The following is a 17901-nucleotide window of genomic DNA, read 5'->3' on the forward strand; positions in this document are numbered from 1 at the left end:
GATGACTTATTCCGTAAAAGAGATCTTTTTGACCTTGCAAGGAGAAGGACGCCAAATGGGGCGGGTGGCAGTATTTTGTCGCTTTACCGGATGTAATTTATGGTCTGGCCGTGAGGAAGATCGGGAGATTGCGCGTTGTAACTTTTGTGATACGGATTTTGTCGGTACCGATGGGGTGGGTGGAGGACGCTTTGCTAGTGCTCAATTACTGGCTCAAGCCATACAACGCTGTTGGGGGGAGAGCCGTCCTGGTCAAGCTTGGGTAGTATTAACTGGTGGCGAACCCTTATTACAAGTTGATGAGTTATTAATTAATGCCTTGCATGAAATTGGCTTTTTAGTTGCCCTTGAGACAAATGGAACCATTGTTGCTCCACCTGGTATTGATTGGATTTGTGTCAGTCCTAAAGGACAAGAAATACTCAAACAAACTGTTGGTCATGAGTTGAAGTTGGTTTTTCCGCAAAACCATGTTGATCCGGAACGCTTTGAGAAATTGGCCTTTGATCATTTTCTTATACAACCAATGGATGGCCCTCAGCAGGCAGATAACCTACGCCAGGCAATCAACTATTGCTTGTCTCACCCACAGTGGCAACTATCTCTTCAGACACATAAATTGATGGGAATTCCGTAATGTGGAACAATATAACTAGTTTAATAAATTAATATAGGGTAAGACCATGATCGATCGGGACGGCTACCGGCCCAATGTGGGTATTATCCTTTGTAATGCAAACAATCAGGTTTTCTGGGGTAAACGTATTAGAGAGCACTCTTGGCAATTTCCTCAGGGTGGGATTAAGCAAGGTGAAACACCAGAGCAAGCCATGTACAGAGAATTGGGTGAGGAAGTAGGGTTACGCCCAGAACATGTTGCTATCTTGGGAAGAACCAAGAACTGGTTACACTACAACGTTCCAGAACAATGGGTAAGACGTGATTGTCGTGGTAATTATAAAGGACAAAAACAAATTTGGTTTTTATTGCGTCTGACGGGTAAAGATTCAGATGTTTCGTTGCGTGCTAGTGAACAACCGGAGTTTGACGCTTGGCGTTGGCATGACTATTGGATTCCTTTGGAAACAGTTATTGAGTTTAAGCGTGATGTATATCAAAAAGCGCTGGCGGAATTGGCTGTTTTTCTAAACTTGTAATAAATAGTTAACATATTGTGTTATTTGACTTTTTTTCTTGACAGAAAGAAAGTGAAAGCTTAAACTAGTTTTGAGTTTAGACTAATTCTAAAACTTAATCGGTTAACCCTAAAGCCCAGCTTCAATCACTATCAATTAGTTGGTTGAGTAGTTTGGATTAATGACTCGTTGTTAAGGAGATGTATATGTCAATCATCAATAAACCAGTACCAGAGTTCAAGACACAAGCTTACCTTAATGGTAAATTCATTGACGTAACCAATGAATCTATTAAAGGCAAATGGAATGTATTCATTTTTATGCCTGCTGCATTCACTTTTAACTGTCCTACTGAAGTAGAAGACGCTGCTGATAGCTACGCTGAATTCCAAAAACTTGGTGCAGAAGTGTACATCGTGACTACTGACACACATTTTTCACACAAAGTATGGCACGAAACTAGCCCTGCGGTAGGTAAAGCAAAATTCCCATTAGTTGGTGATCCTACCCATACTCTAAGCCGTGGTTTTGATGTGCATATTGATGAAGAAGGCTTGGCTTTACGCGGTACATTCATTATTAATCCTGAAGGGATTGTTAAAACCGCAGAAGTTCACAGCAATGAAATTGCTCGTGACGTATCAGAAACATTGAGAAAACTCAAAGCAGCACAATACACGGCAGCTCACCCAGGTGAAGTATGCCCAGCTAAATGGAAAGAAGGATCAAAAACCATTACCCCAAGTCTTGATCTAGTTGGAAAAATCTAAGGAGTAAGAAAATGGCATTAGAAGCAGGCATTAAAGAACAATTACAACAGTACCTCCAATTATTAGAAGGTGAGGTTGTTATCAAGGTTAGTGCAGGCACTGATGCCACCTCACTCGAAATGGTGGAGCTATTGCAAGAGGTATCAAGCATGGCTTCACTCATTCGTATTGAGACGGCGACACTACCTAGAACACCTAGTTTTCAGGTGGGAGAGCGCATCACTTTTGCTGGCATACCTTTAGGTCATGAATTTACTAGCTTTGTTTTAGCACTACTACAGGTAAGTGGAAGAAAGCCAAAAATTGATGACAAGGTAGTTGATCAAATTAAAGATGTTCGAGGACATTTCCAATTTGTGACTTATATTAGTTTATCCTGTCACAACTGTCCTGACGTTGTTCAAGCACTCAATACAATGAGTATATTGAACCCCAATATTTCACACACCATGGTTGATGGTGCTGTATTCAAAGAAGAAGTTGAAAGCCAAAATATTATGGCCGTCCCCGCTGTATTGTTAAATGGTGAAATGTTTGCCAGCGGTAGACAAAGTATTGAAGAAATCTTAGCTAAAATGGGTAGTCAAGCTGATGTCAGTGACATTAACGGTAAAGAGTTTGATGTGCTGGTTATTGGCGGCGGTCCGGCAGGAGCGAGCGCTGCAATATATGCAACCCGCAAAGGTATTAAAACAGGGTTAGTGGCTGAACGATTTGGTGGCCAAGTTATGGATACCATGGGTATCGAAAATCTAATTGGTACTCCTTACACTGAAGGACCAAAATTAGTAGCCAACTTTGAGGAACACGTTAAACACTATCCCGTAGAGATTATGAATCTTCAGCGTGCCAAAAGCCTTCGTCGCAATGAGTTAATTGAAGTGGACCTTGAGAGTGGGGCGACGGTTAAAAGTAAAACTGTCATCATCGCAACAGGAGCACGTTGGAAGAATCTCGGTATCCCAGGCGAGGCTGAATTTAAAAATAAAGGGGTTGCCTATTGCCCTCATTGCGATGGTCCGTTATTTAAAGGTAAACATGTCGCAGTGGTTGGAGGAGGTAACAGTGGCGTTGAGGCTGCTATCGACTTAGCAGGTATTGTTGGGCACGTTACTCTTCTTGAATTCATGCCGGACTTAAAAGCGGATGATGTATTACAAAAACGCTTACATAGTTTAGCGAATGTAACTGTTTTAAAAAATGTACAGACCAAAGAAATTACCGGTGATACCAAAGTTAACGGTATGAGTTACATTGAACGCGATACAGGTCTTGAAAAACATATTGCTTTGGAAGGGGTATTTATACAAATTGGTCTTGTTCCCAATACGGATTGGTTAGCAGACAATGTTGAACGTACCCGTTTTGGTGAAATTGTTGTTGATGGACATAACCAAACTAATGTACCGGGTGTTTTTGCAGCAGGTGATTGTACTAATACTCCTTACAAACAAATTGTTATTAGTATTGGTTCTGGTGCTACTGCAGCGTTAGGAGCTTTTGATTATTTAATTCGTCATTGAGTCAATTAACCAAATAACAAGTCACTAAAAGCCTATTTAATAAATAGGCTTTTTGATTTTTAAATCTGTTTTTTAACAGTATTGTTTGTTGTTTTCTATATTTCTGCTCTTCATTTAGCGTAAACGATAACCCTTTTTGATAAAATTGATAGATAATACCTTTTTTATCTCTTCATGTAGGGTTCATGTCATGTGCGGTATTGTAGGGGCCATCAGTCGTCAGAATATTGTTCCAATTTTAGTGGAAGGATTAAAAAAACTAGAATATCGTGGTTATGATTCAGCAGGTCTAGCGGTCATTCATAACAAGCAATTAGGGCGAGTGAGAAGCACGGGTCGCGTTAAACAACTTGAAGAGGAAGTAGTTAAGCATCATATTACTGGATCAATTGGTATTGCTCATACCCGCTGGGCAACCCATGGAGTACCCTCAGAACGCAACGCCCATCCACATATAAGTCTAGATGGTTTGGCAGTAGTTCATAATGGTATTATCGAAAATTACGAAGCATTACGCCATCAATTGCAGGAAATGGGTTATGTGTTTACCTCTGAAACTGACACAGAAGTTATCGCTCACCTGATTCATTCCTTTTATCGCCAACATCATCAGTTGAATTTAGCAGTTAGAGAGGCACTCGCTCGTCTTCAAGGCGCTTATGCCATTGCTGTAATGGTGGAAGATCAACCAGAGCAACTCATTGCCGCACGCCTTGGTAGCCCTCTTTTAATTGGTATTGGTGAGGAGGGTTATTATTTGGCATCTGATGCATCGGCGTTAATCAGCGTGACTCAAAAGATGCTCTATCTTGAAGAAGGGGATGTCGTTGAATTAACACTTAATGGTTATCACATAACAGACAGACAGGGCAGTGAAGTTGAGCGCGTCATGCACATTAGTGAGCTCTCACCTGATAACGTTGAGTTGGGGCCTTATCAGCATTATATGCAAAAGGAGATTGCAGAACAGCCACGCGCCATTACCGATACCGTAGAAAAAATAGTGGGGGTAGGCTTTACTCCCGATCTTTTTGGAGAGAGGGCCAATGAAGTATTCTCACACATCAAAGGGGTGATGATACTTGCCTGTGGCACAAGTTATCATGCAGGTCTTGTGGCACGTTATTGGTTTGAACAGATTACTCACTTACCTTGTATTGTTGAGGTAGCCAGTGAATACCGTTATCGTATTTCTGTTCCGCAGCCTGATTTTTTAGTAATAACTATTTCACAATCTGGTGAAACGGCGGATACCCAAGCTGCTCTTAAACACGCTAAAGCATTAGGTCATCATCATACTTTAACCATTTGTAATGTGCCTGAAAGTGCTTTAGTTAGACAGTCTCAATTCTCTTTCTTAACCCGTGCAGGAATGGAAATTGGCGTTGCCTCAACCAAAGCCTTTACGACTCAATTAGTGGCATTATTCTCCTTATCTGTGGTGATTGCTAAGTGCCAATCTCGCTTATCTAGCGACAAGGAAAATGAGTATCTTGATGCACTAAGACGTTTACCCAACAAGATTCAACATGTTTTGAATTTAGAGCCGCAACTAACGCTATGGGCTGATCGCTTTGCCCAAAAAGACCACGTACTTTTTTTGGGTAGAGGTATTCACTACCCCATTGCCCTGGAAGGATCATTAAAGCTTAAAGAGATTTCTTACATTCATGCTGAAGCCTATCCCGCCGGTGAATTAAAACACGGTCCTCTGGCTTTAGTGGATGAGCGCATGCCTGTTATTGCTGTTGCTCCTAACGACAATTTATTGGAAAAACTTAAATCGAATTTGCAAGAAGTTAAGGCGCGTGGCGGAGTATTGTACGTGATTGCAGACAATGATTCCCATTTCAAAGCAGAAGAGGGGATTCATGTGATTCGTATGCCGGATCATGAAGGGATTTTAAGTCCAATCATGCATGTGGTACCCTTACAGTTATTGGCCTATCACGTCGCGTGTCAGCGTGGTACAGATGTTGATAAACCACGTAACTTAGCTAAGAGTGTTACCGTCGAGTGAGTTGGGTGAGGCACAACAATCTAGTGTTGTGACAACCGAATAAAACTAAGGGAATTCAAAGTAGTTAAGGGAAAGCAATAATCCTTAGCTCGAAATAACTGGTTGATCACAGCGCAACAGTTTCTGATAAGAGTTTGTAACGATGAACTTTCTGCAGCTGTTTACCCAACTCGCGACGCGCGATATGAGTGTCGTAATGCGCTTGCAGTAAAAGCCACCAGCCATCGCTCACACCAAAGTAACGACAAAGAAGCAAGTCAGTCTCGGCGGTTACCGCTCGCTTGCCGGCCACGATATCGTTAATGTGGATGCTGGGTTGCCCCTGTCGATCGCCTGAGAGCGTTTCTAATCGATTCCCGGGTGGGACTCGCAAATTCTCAAGTCGACTAGAAATGGCTAGTTGGGTGAGTTTTCTGAGAGCCACGCGTTCTATGTTGACCCAGCGAGCAGCTCTTGTACCCAGGTAAAGAGTCTCAGTCTCAGGGTCACGAAAAGAAAGAATGGCCATGGAAAAATATTACCGAATCACATTAATAACGTTAAGTAGGAATAAATTTAAAATCAAAATCCTTGGATTTTTGGGTAAATCGGAATAAACGGATACAGTTGAGCGCTATACCGAGCGTATCTTAGGTGAAATACTATTTGAAAGCGGATTCAATAAGCTTACTCAAGGTTCCTTGATAACTTGATCAAGTTCAAGTGGAAAAGCAGTCCGTATTGTTTCAATTAAAAGTACGCAAGCAAAGGCGCCTATGGGCTGACCGGCAGTCAAATGGAGAGTATTCTAGTGTGAACAAAGCCTGAGCTCCATATGTCCGAGCCTTACAAAGCAATTAATAATAGGGTGAATGGAAAGATAGTCAGGTTTAACTTACCCCCTTGTCAACCTATTCCGTTACGGTATAGTAACTATCTTTTATTTTGAAGTTTTAATATTCAAAGGGTGATTCATGTGGAGATTATGGGCGAAAGCTCTAGGTGAAAAATCAGGTGGGGACAATCGTGAGGCTGATAAAATCGCCTTAATTAGAAGTACCATTGTATTAGTTTATGTACTCACTAATATTTTGATTGTGGCGAGTATCATTCATCACTGGTAGAGATAAAACCGCTACCAGTTATGAGCAATGATGCTCACTCTCGTGGTTAGTGGATTGACAGTTATTGCAGGTTGATGACTCGTGACAGGAACGGTTACCTGTCCATTGTTTTACTAAATACACTGCCGCCACCACAACAATAGCTATTGCAATATAGGTATCCCACATATTACCCCCCGAAATTCAACGTAAGCTGATAAGTTACAAAAGAGGCTAAATAACCCAATAAAAACAGATAAGTTAGCATAATTGATGGAATACGCCACGAGTTAGTTTCTCGCTTCACGGCACCTAATGTAGCAACACATTGCGGGGCAAAAATATACCATACGAGTAAAGACAAAGCCGTGGCTAGTCCCCATGAATGATGCAACAAGGGGGCGAGAGCTGAGGTATTTACCTCGCCACCCTCGCTGGCTAGGGCGTAGACAGTCCCTAAAGCCCCAACTGCTACTTCACGAGCTGCAAGTCCAGGAACAAGTGCCAAACAAATTTGCCAATTAAAACCAATTGGCGCAAAGATATGTTCTAGAAATTTCCCTAAACTACCAGCAAAGCTATAAGTGATCGCAGGCTCGGTACTGTGAGCTGGAGCGATAGGATAGGAGCTTAAGAACCAGAGAATTACCATCATCGGTAAGATGATTTTCCCAACTCGAGAGGTGAATATTTCAGCGCGTTCAAGTAACCCCATTAGTAGGTTACGCATATGCGGTAGACGATATGAAGGTAGTTCCATCATCAGCGGTTGGTAGTGACGGCGTCCGATAGTTTTTTTAAGGACAAAGGCTACAATCATGGCAGAGAGAATGCCGCCCATGTAGAGGGAAAATAACACCAAACCCTGCAGATTAAATAGTCCCCCAACAGATCGATTAGGAATAAACGCAGCGATTAATAAGCCATACACAGGTAGTCTCGCGGAACAGGTCATTAATGGTGCAATCAGTATTGTTGTTAGGCGGTCACGTGGGTTTTGAATGGTACGTGTTGCCATAATCCCTGGTATGGCACAGGCAAAACTTGACAGCAGGGGAATAAATGATCGCCCTGATAGCCCCACACTCCCCATTATGCGATCAAGTAAAAACGCTGCTCGAGGAAGATAACCTGAATCTTCTAACGCTAAAATAAAAGTAAATAATATGAGAATTTGTGGCAAGAACTGTAAAACGCTTCCAGCTCCAGAAATGATTCCATCAACCAGTAAACTTCTTAATAATCCTTGGGGTAGCCAATGATTAATTAAATTACTCAGCCAATCTATGGCGCTTTTGATGGCGTCCATCGGTAAATTAGCCCAACTGAAGACAGCCTGAAAAGTGAAAAACAAGACACAAGCTAAGATAATCATACCCCATACAGGATGCATGACAATATTATCTAGTTTTTCATTTAGCCCTTCTTTTCTTGCTGACTCATCACAACTTAAACGAATAATTTCTCTTACTCGTTGTTGCATCTCCTGGAGTTCATTAGGGGTCGGATCTTTCCAAGGTAATACTGAGCTTTGATTGTCAGCAATGTTGCAATGGTCAAGAAAATCAACGAGCTCTTGTGCTCCTTCATTATTGACCGCGACGCAGGAGACGACGGGAATTTCCAGTTCTTGGGAGAGCTTGTCCACGTCAATGATTAACCCTTGGCTTTTGGCTACATCCATCATGTTTAACACTAACACCATGGGTTTTTTTAATCGCGTGAGCTCTAACACCAAGCGTAAATGTAGTCGCAAGTTGGTGCTATCAACGACACAAACCAATAAATCCGGTGCCACTTCATCTTTAAGCTGTCCCATGACCACACGGCGAGTAATGGACTCATCGAGTGAGGTAGGGGTAAGGCTGTAGGTACCGGGTAGATCAATAACATGTACTTTCTGACCAGAAGGACAATTTAAATCCCCTTCTTTTTTTTCAACGGTTACCCCAGCGTAATTAGCGACTTTCTGCCGACTCCCTGTTAGGCGATTAAACAGGGCGGTTTTACCGCAGTTTGGGGCGCCGACGAGTGCGGCAATATAGGACGTTTTCATGGGGTGGAGCGTCTTATTTTAATGGTTTGCGCCTCTTTAGCACGTAAAGCAAACGTTGAGGTGCCAATACGAAAGGCAATAGGATCCCCTTGCGGGAAACCCTTGCGTACTACTTTTAGTTTTTCTCCAGGGATAAATCCCAACTCTAATAAGCGTCGAATACAATCCTGTCCCAGGCGAGAATCTGTCACATCATCAAGACTGACTTCGCTAATGATGGCAGTTTCACCGATTTTAAGTTGATTTGCACGATAAATAGTATCCATGACTCTATCTTAAACGAGAATGTTTCTTATTTGCAATAACTCTATATGTTAATATTTAGTAAAAGTTAAGGAGTAGGTATGAGTGAGCAAATAACGATAACCAGACCAGATGATTGGCATTTGCATGTGCGTGATGGTGATTTTTTACAAGCGGTATTACCTGATACGGCAAAACAGTTTGCCCGGGCAATTATCATGCCTAATTTGAAGCCACCAGTGGTGACAGTGGCTCAGGCTCAGTCCTATCGTGATCGCATCACTGCAGCTCTACCTAAAGGCTCTTCCTTTAGCCCTTTGATGACGCTTTATTTAACGGAAAATACTCTGCCTGAGGAGATTGTTAAGGCAAAAGAGAGTGGTTTTGTGCATGCCGTAAAATATTATCCTGCAGGAGCGACTACCAACTCTGACTCTGGAGTGCGTCAATGGTCTAAGGTTGAAGAGGTATTAGAAGCGATGGAGCAGTGTGGTTTACCATTATTAGTGCATGGTGAAGTGACTGATCCTGCCATTGACGTATTCGATAGAGAGAGGGTATTTATTGAGGATCAACTTATCCCTTTAATTCTCAAATACCCTAAATTAAAGGTAGTGTTAGAGCACATCACCACAGCTTCGGCAGTTAAATTTGTGTTGACTGCCGATAAAAACATAGCAGCAACTGTTACAGCCCATCATTTATTGCTGAATCGTAATGCCTTATTTCAAGGTGGCATTCGTCCTCATCATTATTGTTTACCAGTCTTGAAAAGAGAAAAACATCGTCAAGCTCTGCTTGATGCCGTGGCATCAGGAAATAATAAGTTTTTTCTCGGGACAGATAGCGCCCCACATCCGCAATCACTGAAAGAAAATGCTTGCGGCTGTGCTGGCATCTACACAGCTCACGCAGCCATGGAGTTATACGCTGAAGCGTTTGACAGTATTGGAGCTCTAGATAAGCTAGAAGGGTTTGCTTCTTTTTATGGTGCGGATTTTTATGGCTTAGCACGTAATACTTCACAAATAACCCTTACTAAACAGCAGGTTAAGGTTCCTTCGCAATTACAATATGGTTCTGAAACATTAATACCCATGAGGGCTGGGGAGTTTCTCGTATGGAGCTTTAATCACGAATCTTGATAGAATGTACTTGAAGCTGACTAGACAGTCGCTGCGTGCTTTGGCACGGAGAGGAAAGTCCGGGCTCCATAGAGCAGAATGCCGGTTAACGACCGGAAGCCGTGAGGCTATGGAAAGTGATACAGAGACTTAAACCGCCGATGTATTGTTTATACAATGCAGGTAAGGGTGAAAAGGTGCGGTAAGAGCGCACCGCAGGGCTGGTAACAGCACTGGCATGTTAAACCCCATTCGGAGCAAGACCAAATAGAGGAACGTTAACGTGGCTCGCGTTGTTCCTGGGTAGGTTGCTTGAACGGTTGGGTAACCAATCGTCTAGAGGAATGACTGTCCACGACAGAACCCGGCTTATCGGTCAGCTTCACCCCACAACTTTTCTTTTCAGAATCCTCGATTTCTCATATTTCCTAAAAAAAACAGTGGTTTGCCGGTTTTTCTACTTGACCTTGTTGTACTTATGCCATATAGTGGAAAAAAGTGGGAATTTATGGGAAATTAGGTCTTTTTCTGGCTAAAAAAAGGGGAGAGTGTGTTTCAAGGGCCATCGTTAATTAGTTTGGATGCCAAAGGACGACTGGCAGTGCCAACTCGTTATCGGGATGCTTTGCGTTTGCAAAGTGATGGTCACCTCGTTATTACTGCTCACCCACATCGTTGTCTTCTGCTTTATCCCCGTTCTGCTTGGGAGCCGATTCGTGATGCCATCATGAAGCGCTCTGGATTTGATAAAAATTCCACCTTACTGCAGGGTTTATTAGTTGGTCATGCTGATGATGTTGAAATGGATAGTGCAGGACGAGTATTGGTTGCTCCTGCTCTAAGACGTTTTGCTTCAATTGATCGCGAGGTTATGATGTTTGGGCAGGGTAGTCATTTTAAGTTATGGAATCCCCCTGCTTGGGACGAGCAATTCAAAGAAATCGAACGGCTGGGCGCCGATCTTGTCCCCGCTGGCATGGAAGATTTCTCACTGTGATAACGAGCCAACCCTCTCCATCTCAATCAACACATATTAGTGTGCTTCTAGCTGAAGCCATAGATGCTTTAGCCATTGTTCCTGACGGCGTATATGTGGATGGTACTTTTGGACGGGGAGGACACGCTCGCGCAATTTTAAATCAATTAGGACCGCACGGAAAACTGATTGCTTTTGATCGTGATCCTGAGGCTTATTTAATCGGTCAACAATGGCAAGATAGCCGTCTTCACTTTGTTCACGCCCGTTTTTCTGAAATGCAACACAAACTGTCAGAGCTTGGTATTAGCAAAGTAAACGGTATTTTACTGGATCTAGGAGTGTCTTCTCCGCAATTAGATGAACCGCAACGTGGTTTTAGTTTTCGCTTTGATGGGCCTCTTGATATGAGAATGAACCCTGCAGTGGGGTTGTCAGCCAAAGACTGGTTAGAGCAAGTTGATGAAAAAGAGTTGATTCGAGTTATCCGAGATTATGGTGAGGAGCGTTTTGCAAGACAAATTGCCTCAGCCGTTATTAATCAAAGAAATATTAAGCCTCTTGAAACCACTCAACAGTTAGCTGAGTTAATCGCTCAGGTAGTGAAAAAAAGAGAGCCAGGACTTAATCCTGCCACGCGTACTTTTCAGGCTATTCGTATATTTATTAATAAAGAATTAGAAGAAATAGAAGAGGTATTACCACAAACTCTTTCTCTTTTAAAAGAGGAGGGAAGGGTGGTGGTGATTAGTTTTCACTCTTTAGAAGACCGCTTGGTTAAACAGTTTTTTAAACGCCATTCGTCACCACCAGAAATTCCTCGAGGTCTTGCTATTCCTGAGTCGCAAAGACCGCAACCATTACTTCGTTTGGTTGGTAAAAGTATCAGAGCATCTGAAAATGAGCAGCAGTCAAACCCTCGCAGTCGCAGTGCCATAATGCGTATCGCTGAGAGGTGTGCGGCATGAATCGTCTTAACTTAATACTATTTTTATTAGTCGCATTGATGTCTCTTGCAGTAGTCAATGCGCAGCATCGCTCGCGTGTTCTTTTTATGGATTTACAAAAAGAACATGATTACGCACTACAGTTACACAATGATTGGAATGAATTACAAATTCAGCAAGGATCGTTAACTTCAAGTAAGCGCATTGAAGAGGGCGCGATACGTGAGTTACAAATGCACTCTCCATTACCAAGTAAGGTGAAGTTAATTATTTCATCAGCGCAAGGTGCATCATGAAGTTTGATCCTAAACCTCAATCTCGATTTAATTTTAAGTTAGAAGGATGGCGATCCCGCGTATTGCTGTTGTTTTTAATGGGATGGTTTGTGGTACTTGTTGGTCGAGATATGTATTTACAAGGCTTTAACGCAAGCTTTTTGCAGCATAAAGGGCAAGAGCGTTATAGCCGAGTGATAGATATTCCTGCGAACAGAGGCATTATTCGTGATCGTAACGGTGTACCGCTTGCCATTAGTGTGCCATCTGAATCTATTCTCGCAAGCCGTGAGAATGTTGATATCGATGAACATCAAGAAAGAAAGCTTGCTAGTTTGCTGGGTATTGATGTTGATGAGCTAAAACAAAAACTCGATGAGGGTAAACATAATATTGTTTACTTAAAACGACAAGTTAGTCCCGCAGTGGCTGATCAAATTATGCGTCTTGATATTACGGGATTGTTTCCTCAGCGTGGTTATCATCGGGCTTATCCAAAAGGTGAGGAGGTGGCTCACGTAATCGGTTTTACGAATGCAGATGATATTGGCCAAGAGGGGATCGAATATGCTTATCAGCATTCCTTGGGTGGACGTGATGGTGCAAAAAGAGTCATTAAAGATCGTGCAGGACACATCATTGAAGATGAACAAAATATTCGTGTTTCACGACCCGGTCAAGATGTAACACTCAGTATTGATTATCGAATCCAACATTTGGCTTATCGTGAACTAAGTAAAGCAGTTGAGCAACACCACGCGCAAGCTGGATCGGTCATTGTTGTAGATAGTCTTACTGGTGAAATATTGGCTTTGGCTAATTGCCCTAATTACGATCCTAATGATCGCCATCATTTGTCAGGAGCTCAACTGAGAAATCGTGCTTTAACAGACTCTTATGAGCCAGGCTCAACGCTCAAACCTTTTACAATTGCGACCGCGCTTGAATTAGGAAAAGTCACACCAAACACGATTATTCCCACCACGGGTGGTGTCATGACCATTGGTCCAGCCAGAATTCATGATACCCATCATTCAGAGGAATTAACTGTTTCTCAAGTTATTCAGCGATCAAGTAACGTCGGGGCTGCGAGAATTGCGTTGTCTCTAAATCCTAAAGACATGTGGAATACATTTACCGATGCAGGGTTTGGTCTGCCACCTAAATTGGGTTTTCCGGGTGAAACAGGAGGAAAAGTTCGACCATACAGAACCTGGCGCCCTATTGAGCAAGCAACTATGGCTTATGGTAATGGTATTTCAGTTAGTCTAGCTCAACTCGCTCAAGCGTACACGATTTTTGCTAACCATGGCATGTTAAAACCATTGTCAATTGTTAAAGTTAATGGGCCTGTTACCGGTCGACAGGTGTTTTCTGCGAAAACTGCTGACGAAGTAAAAGCAATGCTAGAAATGGTAGTTCAACCGGGCGGCACAGCAATTGAGGCTCAGGTAAAAGGATATCGTGTCGCAGGAAAAACCGGGACTGCGCACAAGGTAAGTGGACGTCATTATGGTAATCATTATGTTGCTTCTTTTGTAGGGTTTGCTCCTGCATCTAGCCCACGTTATGTGATTGCAGTAATGGTTGATGATCCCCAAGGTGCGGTGTACTACGGTGGGGAGGTTGCTGCTCCTGTGTTTTCTGTACTGATGGGTAGCGTACTTCAAATGAATGGAGTGCCCCCAGATGATCCTGGCTCGGGTGATTATCACATCACAACGAAAAGTGATGCAGCAGAGGATACCTGATGATTAATTCTGTTAAGTACCCTCTTCCTCCTGGCCGCGGTGAGTTTAAACAAACCGCGGCCCAATTGCATTCGGAACTACGAATTCAAGAGTTAACCGCGGACAGTAGAAGCGTTAAACAAGGCGATACCTTTGTTGCTTATAAAGGTGATCGAGTCGATGGACGAGATTATATTGCTGATGCCATTGAGCGTGGGGCGCAGTCGATAATTTGGGATCCAGAGGGCTTTGATTGGCCGATGAAATGGCAAACGCTTAACCATCGCTCGGTGGTTAATTTGAAAGGCAACATTAGTGCTATTGCGGCTGAAGTATATGGTAATCCAAGTCAGCGACTAAGAGTGACTGGTGTAACAGGCACCAATGGTAAGAGTAGCTGTAGTCTGTGGTTGACTCAATTGTTATCGCGTATAAAAGGTAAGTGCGCTGTTATGGGTACTTTAGGTAATGGTATCTGGCCGCAGTTAAGTGAATCTCACAATACCACTGCTGATGCAATTGAGTGCCAGAAGTGGCTTAAACGCTTTGTTGATCAGCATTGTAAAGACTGTGTTATGGAAGTATCGTCCCATGGGCTAGTTCAGGGACGTGTTGGTGCAGTTACATTTACCGGTGCCATATTTACTAATTTAACCCGTGATCATTTAGATTATCACGGAACTATGGAAGCGTATTCTGAAGCAAAAGCATTGCTTTTCCAGGCGCAAGGTTTACAGTGGGCTGTTATTAATTATGATGATGAATTCGGTAAGCAGTTACTACATCGTTACCGTACTACTATTCCTCAAGTCATCGGTTATTCACTAACAGTAACTAATCGTCCCGGTATTTTATCTGCTACCAATATTAAATTGACTGCCCAAGGAGCAGAGTTTGATCTTACTTTTGAAGGAGAGACTTACCATATATTCAGTCCATTATTAGGACGTTTTAATATCGCCAATTTAATGGCAGTTCTCGCTGCATTACTATGCCTTGATATTGATCTTAAACAAACGGTAAGGCTTATTGCATCGCTTACTCCTCCCTCTGGAAGATTAGAGAAAATTGTTGCTAAAAATGGTTTTGTAGCAGTCATCGATTATGCTCACACTCCCGACGCTTTAGAGCAAGTGTTAGTAACGCTTAGAGAAATTACTCCTGATCATAATAAACTCATTTGTGTATTCGGTTGTGGCGGTAATCGTGATAAAGGAAAACGCCCCCTCATGGGAAAAGTGGTCGATCAGTTTGCTGATCAAATTATTATCACAAATGATAATCCACGTGATGAGGAACCAGACGAAATAATTCGTGCAATTCAATCCGGTATGACTGGAGTCAGTGACATTATTCTTGATCGTCGTTTGGCTATTGAGTATGCCCTGGATTGTGCCTGTCCAGGTGATATTGTTCTTGTGGCTGGTAAAGGGCATGAAGACTATCAAGAAATAAAAGGGATCAAACATTACTTTAGCGATCAGCAGATTGTAAAAGACTATCTACAAAGGAGTGAGGCATGAGTCAGATAAATACTCCTATGATGACTCTTGGGCAGTTAGCTCATTATTTATCTCTACCGCTTAAAGTAGATCAACAAGATGACCCAGTCAGTCGCATTAGTATAGACAGCCGATCAATTGGTCAAGGTGATGTGTTTTTTGCGTTACATGGGGATCAGTTCGATGGCCACGATTATGTTGTTCAAGCATTAGCAAAAGGGGCATTATGCGCAGTAGTCAGAGAGGATTGGGTGGTACCCTCAACGATATCTGAGCAGCGATTATTAAAAGTAAAGGATACTTTGCTCAGTTTGGGGCAATTGGCTCAAGCTTGGCGCAAACATATTAATCCTTTTGTCATTGCTCTAACTGGTAGTAATGGTAAAACAACAGTTAAAGAAATGACTGCAGCTATTTTACGCGAGCATAGTCTCACCCTAGGTTATGACATTAATTCCGTGTTGGCGACGGAAGGTAACTTAAATAATGCAATAGGCGTTCCTTTGACTTTATTGAGGTTACGTCCCGAACATCGATTTGCTGTGATTGAGATGGGCATGAATCATGAAGGAGAAATTGCTTATCTATCTAACATGGCGAAACCTGATGTGGCATTAATTAATACTGTTCAAAGAGCGCATATCGGCTTACTTGGTTCAATTGAGGCGATTGCTCGTGCTAAAAGTGAGATTTTTGAAGGATTAGATGCAGATGGGGTGGCTGTTTATCCCACCGATCTTTCAACGAGTGCCATTCTTAGCCAACGAGCTCAACCTCATCGTCAATTGTCTTTTGCAATTAGCGCACAAGCACATATTACTGGAGCCATTGATGGCCGGGTACTTACGGTTTCAGGATTTGGAGAAACCATCAAAGTACGTTTACAAATTCCTGGTCGGCATAACCAAGAAAATGCTTTGGCTGTGATAGCAGCCTGTCTTGCAACAGGTGTTGGAGCCACACAAATTATTAAGGGATTAGAACAGTTCACTGGTGTACCAGGTCGACTGCAAATGCAGTTTTCTGCTCTGGGTGCGTTAGTTATTGATGACACCTATAACGCAAACCCTGATTCTGTTTTTGCTGCCATTGGCGTCTTAAGTGAGCGTGAAGGTAGAAAAATATTTGTATTGGGTGATCTAGGGGAGCTTGGGGAATTTGCAGATGAGCTCCATGCAGAAGTGGGATTAAAGGCAAAACGAGCAGGTATTGATGATCTTTTTACTTTAGGTGAATTAACTCAGCGCAGTGCACTAAGTTTTGGTGAAGGGGCGCATCACTGCGAGTCGGTGGATCAGATTGTCAGTACATTAAAGCCACAATTGAATCGCGACACAACTGTGCTGGTGAAAGGATCTCGTTTTATGAAAATGGAACGAGTAGTAGAAGGATTACTGCAATGATAAAAAAGAGATATTTAACATGTTGCTAGCACTGACACATTGGTTAGGACAAACCATGGGAATACATGGTTTTCATGTATTTGATTACATTACACTACGGGCAGTACTGGCTACCTTAACAGCATTAACTATGTCTTTCATGATTGGACCTGCAATGATCCGACAATTAACGGCTTATAAGATTGGTCAAGCTGTAAGAACAGATGGACCGCAAAGTCATTTGATTAAGAGTGGAACGCCCACCATGGGGGGAGCTTTAATTCTGGTTGCCATTATTGTGACCACTCTACTTTGGGCTGATCTCTCTAATCGCTATATTTGGTTGTGTTTAATCGTTTTGGTTGGCTTTGGTGTAATTGGCTGGGTAGATGACTACCGTAAAGTGGTTTACCGTAATCCCAAAGGGTTGTCAGCTAAAGCGAAGTTTTTCTGGCAGTCGGTTATTGCCTTATGTGTAGCTACTTATTTGGCTTACATGGCAACAAGTCCTGCTGAAACAGAATTAATTGTTCCTTTTTTCAAAAGCATAAAGCTGCCATTGGGAAGTCTTGGATTTATTATTCTTACCTATTTTGTCATTGTCGGTAGTAGTAACGCAGTGAATTTAACTGATGGCTTAGATGGATTGGCTATTATGCCAACAGCCATGATTTCCGCTGCACTTTCTATATTCGCGTATGTTGCTGGCAATAAAATTTTTGCAGCCTATCTTGCTTTTCCAAGTATTCCCGGTGCCGGTGAATTGGTGGTTTTTTGTGCTGCAATGACTGGTGCGGGTCTTGCTTTTCTTTGGTTTAACGCTTATCCAGCAGAAGTCTTCATGGGTGACGTTGGGGCCTTAGCTCTTGGCGCAGCACTGGGGCTCGTAGCAGTAATTGTGCGTCAAGAGATTGTTTTATTTGTTATGGGCGGAGTATTTGTTCTCGAAACATTATCAGTGGTACTTCAGGTTGCATCATTTAAATTAACAGGAAATCGTATTTTTAGAATGGCTCCTGTACATCATCACTTTGAGTTGAAAGGATGGAAAGAAAACCAGGTGGTAGTTCGTTTTTGGATAATTACCATTATTTTAATTTTAGCTGGGTTATCTACACTAAAAATCAGGTAAGGA

General features: G+C 42.4%; 18 protein-coding genes and 1 other RNA gene. 15 read left to right on the forward strand and 4 right to left on the reverse strand.

Translation table 11 applies throughout. From position 1 onward, the window contains the following. The first annotated feature begins 1 nt into the window (after position 1). From queE to glmS, 5 genes are all read left to right on the forward strand, one after another. Positions 2–637, forward strand: a complete 636-nt coding sequence (queE, locus tag FV185_RS00955) for a 7-carboxy-7-deazaguanine synthase (RefSeq protein ID WP_067492694.1) — start codon at positions 2–4, stop codon at positions 635–637. Between the two features lie 46 nt (positions 638–683). Then, the gene (locus FV185_RS00960; protein WP_067492696.1) at positions 684–1157 is read left to right on the forward strand and encodes an RNA pyrophosphohydrolase; all 474 of its coding nucleotides are present in this window, start codon (positions 684–686) and stop codon (positions 1155–1157) included. A 185-nt stretch (positions 1158–1342) separates the two neighbouring features. Continuing rightward, on the forward strand, positions 1343–1906 hold the full coding sequence (ahpC, locus tag FV185_RS00965; protein WP_067492697.1) for an alkyl hydroperoxide reductase subunit C: 564 nt from the start codon (positions 1343–1345) through the stop codon (positions 1904–1906). An 11-nt stretch (positions 1907–1917) separates the two neighbouring features. Continuing rightward, a complete protein-coding gene (ahpF, locus tag FV185_RS00970) occupies positions 1918–3429 on the forward strand; it encodes an alkyl hydroperoxide reductase subunit F (protein WP_067492698.1) in 1512 nt (503 codons plus the stop codon). A gap of 190 nt (positions 3430–3619) precedes the next feature. Further along, entirely contained in the window at positions 3620–5449 is a 1830-nt protein-coding gene (glmS, locus tag FV185_RS00975) for a glutamine--fructose-6-phosphate transaminase (isomerizing) (protein ID WP_067492699.1), read from the forward strand. Positions 5450–5555: 106 nt separating this feature from the next. Here glmS and FV185_RS00980 read toward each other — a convergent pair whose 3' ends face one another. Further along, on the reverse strand, positions 5556–5957 hold the full coding sequence (locus FV185_RS00980; protein WP_067492700.1) for a type II toxin-antitoxin system RelE/ParE family toxin: 402 nt from the start codon (positions 5955–5957) through the stop codon (positions 5556–5558). A 445-nt stretch (positions 5958–6402) separates the two neighbouring features. Between FV185_RS00980 and FV185_RS09630 the strand changes: the two genes are divergently transcribed. After that, a complete protein-coding gene (locus FV185_RS09630; RefSeq protein ID WP_197457698.1) occupies positions 6403–6552 on the forward strand; it encodes a hypothetical protein in 150 nt (49 codons plus the stop codon). An 18-nt stretch (positions 6553–6570) separates the two neighbouring features. On the opposite strand, the gene FV185_RS09505 is transcribed toward FV185_RS09630, so the two are convergent. Genes FV185_RS09505 through FV185_RS00990 form a run of 3 tightly spaced genes read right to left on the reverse strand, consistent with a single transcriptional unit; the run spans position 6571 to position 8853 of the window. Then, positions 6571–6720, reverse strand: coding sequence for a hypothetical protein (locus tag FV185_RS09505; RefSeq protein ID WP_156474141.1), 150 nt, complete (start codon positions 6718–6720; stop codon positions 6571–6573). A 1-nt stretch (position 6721) separates the two neighbouring features. Further along, positions 6722–8587, reverse strand: coding sequence for a ferrous iron transporter B (feoB, locus tag FV185_RS00985; protein WP_067492702.1), 1866 nt, complete (start codon positions 8585–8587; stop codon positions 6722–6724). Then, the gene (locus FV185_RS00990; RefSeq protein WP_067492703.1) at positions 8584–8853 is read right to left on the reverse strand and encodes a FeoA family protein; all 270 of its coding nucleotides are present in this window, start codon (positions 8851–8853) and stop codon (positions 8584–8586) included. The genes feoB and FV185_RS00990 overlap by 4 nt, the downstream gene beginning before the upstream one ends. Before the next feature lie 78 nt (positions 8854–8931). Between FV185_RS00990 and pyrC the strand changes: the two genes are divergently transcribed. The 9 genes from pyrC (at position 8932) to mraY (ending at position 17898) form a co-directional block, all read left to right on the forward strand. After that, a complete protein-coding gene (gene pyrC / locus FV185_RS00995) occupies positions 8932–9975 on the forward strand; it encodes a dihydroorotase (protein ID WP_067492705.1) in 1044 nt (347 codons plus the stop codon). Positions 9976–9987: 12 nt separating this feature from the next. Continuing rightward, positions 9988–10342, forward strand: an RNA gene (gene rnpB, locus FV185_RS01000) — RNase P RNA component class A. A gap of 162 nt (positions 10343–10504) precedes the next feature. Beyond that, positions 10505–10951, forward strand: coding sequence for a division/cell wall cluster transcriptional repressor MraZ (gene mraZ / locus FV185_RS01005; RefSeq protein WP_067492707.1), 447 nt, complete (start codon positions 10505–10507; stop codon positions 10949–10951). Continuing rightward, the gene (rsmH, locus tag FV185_RS01010; RefSeq protein ID WP_229347564.1) at positions 10948–11898 is read left to right on the forward strand and encodes a 16S rRNA (cytosine(1402)-N(4))-methyltransferase RsmH; all 951 of its coding nucleotides are present in this window, start codon (positions 10948–10950) and stop codon (positions 11896–11898) included. The genes mraZ and rsmH overlap by 4 nt, the downstream gene beginning before the upstream one ends. Next, entirely contained in the window at positions 11895–12173 is a 279-nt protein-coding gene (gene ftsL / locus FV185_RS01015) for a cell division protein FtsL (RefSeq protein ID WP_067492709.1), read from the forward strand. The genes rsmH and ftsL overlap by 4 nt, the downstream gene beginning before the upstream one ends. Continuing rightward, entirely contained in the window at positions 12170–13903 is a 1734-nt protein-coding gene (locus tag FV185_RS01020; protein ID WP_067492711.1) for a peptidoglycan D,D-transpeptidase FtsI family protein, read from the forward strand. The genes ftsL and FV185_RS01020 overlap by 4 nt, the downstream gene beginning before the upstream one ends. Next, positions 13903–15405 (forward strand): UDP-N-acetylmuramoyl-L-alanyl-D-glutamate--2,6-diaminopimelate ligase, encoded by a 1503-nt coding sequence (locus FV185_RS01025; protein WP_067492713.1) that lies wholly within the window; start codon positions 13903–13905, stop codon positions 15403–15405. Before FV185_RS01020 ends, FV185_RS01025 begins: the two co-directional genes overlap by 1 nt. Further along, complete coding sequence (locus FV185_RS01030) at positions 15402–16787, forward strand: UDP-N-acetylmuramoyl-tripeptide--D-alanyl-D-alanine ligase (RefSeq protein WP_197457699.1); 1386 nt, start codon at positions 15402–15404, stop codon at positions 16785–16787. Before FV185_RS01025 ends, FV185_RS01030 begins: the two co-directional genes overlap by 4 nt. Positions 16788–16806: 19 nt before the next feature. After that, the gene (mraY, locus tag FV185_RS01035) at positions 16807–17898 is read left to right on the forward strand and encodes a phospho-N-acetylmuramoyl-pentapeptide-transferase (RefSeq protein WP_067492715.1); all 1092 of its coding nucleotides are present in this window, start codon (positions 16807–16809) and stop codon (positions 17896–17898) included. Positions 17899–17901: the final 3 nt, after the last annotated feature.

This window comes from Ferrovum sp. PN-J185 (assembly GCF_001581925.1).
Taxonomy (GTDB): Bacteria; Pseudomonadota; Gammaproteobacteria; order Burkholderiales; family Ferrovaceae; genus PN-J185.

Excerpts from the sequence above, each read along its gene's own strand:
- queE (WP_067492694.1), top strand. The coding sequence starts at position 2 with ATGACTTATTCCGTAAAAGAGATCTTTTTGACCTTGCAAGGAGAAGGA.
- FV185_RS00960 (WP_067492696.1), top strand. The coding sequence starts at position 684 with ATGATCGATCGGGACGGCTACCGGCCCAATGTGGGTATTATCCTTTGT.
- ahpC (WP_067492697.1), top strand. The coding sequence starts at position 1,343 with ATGTCAATCATCAATAAACCAGTACCAGAGTTCAAGACACAAGCTTAC.
- ahpF (WP_067492698.1), top strand. The coding sequence starts at position 1,918 with ATGGCATTAGAAGCAGGCATTAAAGAACAATTACAACAGTACCTCCAA.
- glmS (WP_067492699.1), top strand. The coding sequence starts at position 3,620 with ATGTGCGGTATTGTAGGGGCCATCAGTCGTCAGAATATTGTTCCAATT.
- FV185_RS00980 (WP_067492700.1), bottom strand. The coding sequence starts at position 5,957 with ATGGCCATTCTTTCTTTTCGTGACCCTGAGACTGAGACTCTTTACCTG.
- FV185_RS09630 (WP_197457698.1), top strand. The coding sequence starts at position 6,403 with ATGTGGAGATTATGGGCGAAAGCTCTAGGTGAAAAATCAGGTGGGGAC.
- FV185_RS09505 (WP_156474141.1), bottom strand. The coding sequence starts at position 6,720 with ATGTGGGATACCTATATTGCAATAGCTATTGTTGTGGTGGCGGCAGTG.
- feoB (WP_067492702.1), bottom strand. The coding sequence starts at position 8,587 with ATGAAAACGTCCTATATTGCCGCACTCGTCGGCGCCCCAAACTGCGGT.
- FV185_RS00990 (WP_067492703.1), bottom strand. The coding sequence starts at position 8,853 with ATGGATACTATTTATCGTGCAAATCAACTTAAAATCGGTGAAACTGCC.
- pyrC (WP_067492705.1), top strand. The coding sequence starts at position 8,932 with ATGAGTGAGCAAATAACGATAACCAGACCAGATGATTGGCATTTGCAT.
- ftsL (WP_067492709.1), top strand. The coding sequence starts at position 11,895 with ATGAATCGTCTTAACTTAATACTATTTTTATTAGTCGCATTGATGTCT.
- FV185_RS01020 (WP_067492711.1), top strand. The coding sequence starts at position 12,170 with ATGAAGTTTGATCCTAAACCTCAATCTCGATTTAATTTTAAGTTAGAA.
- FV185_RS01025 (WP_067492713.1), top strand. The coding sequence starts at position 13,903 with ATGATTAATTCTGTTAAGTACCCTCTTCCTCCTGGCCGCGGTGAGTTT.
- FV185_RS01030 (WP_197457699.1), top strand. The coding sequence starts at position 15,402 with ATGAGTCAGATAAATACTCCTATGATGACTCTTGGGCAGTTAGCTCAT.
- mraY (WP_067492715.1), top strand. The coding sequence starts at position 16,807 with ATGTTGCTAGCACTGACACATTGGTTAGGACAAACCATGGGAATACAT.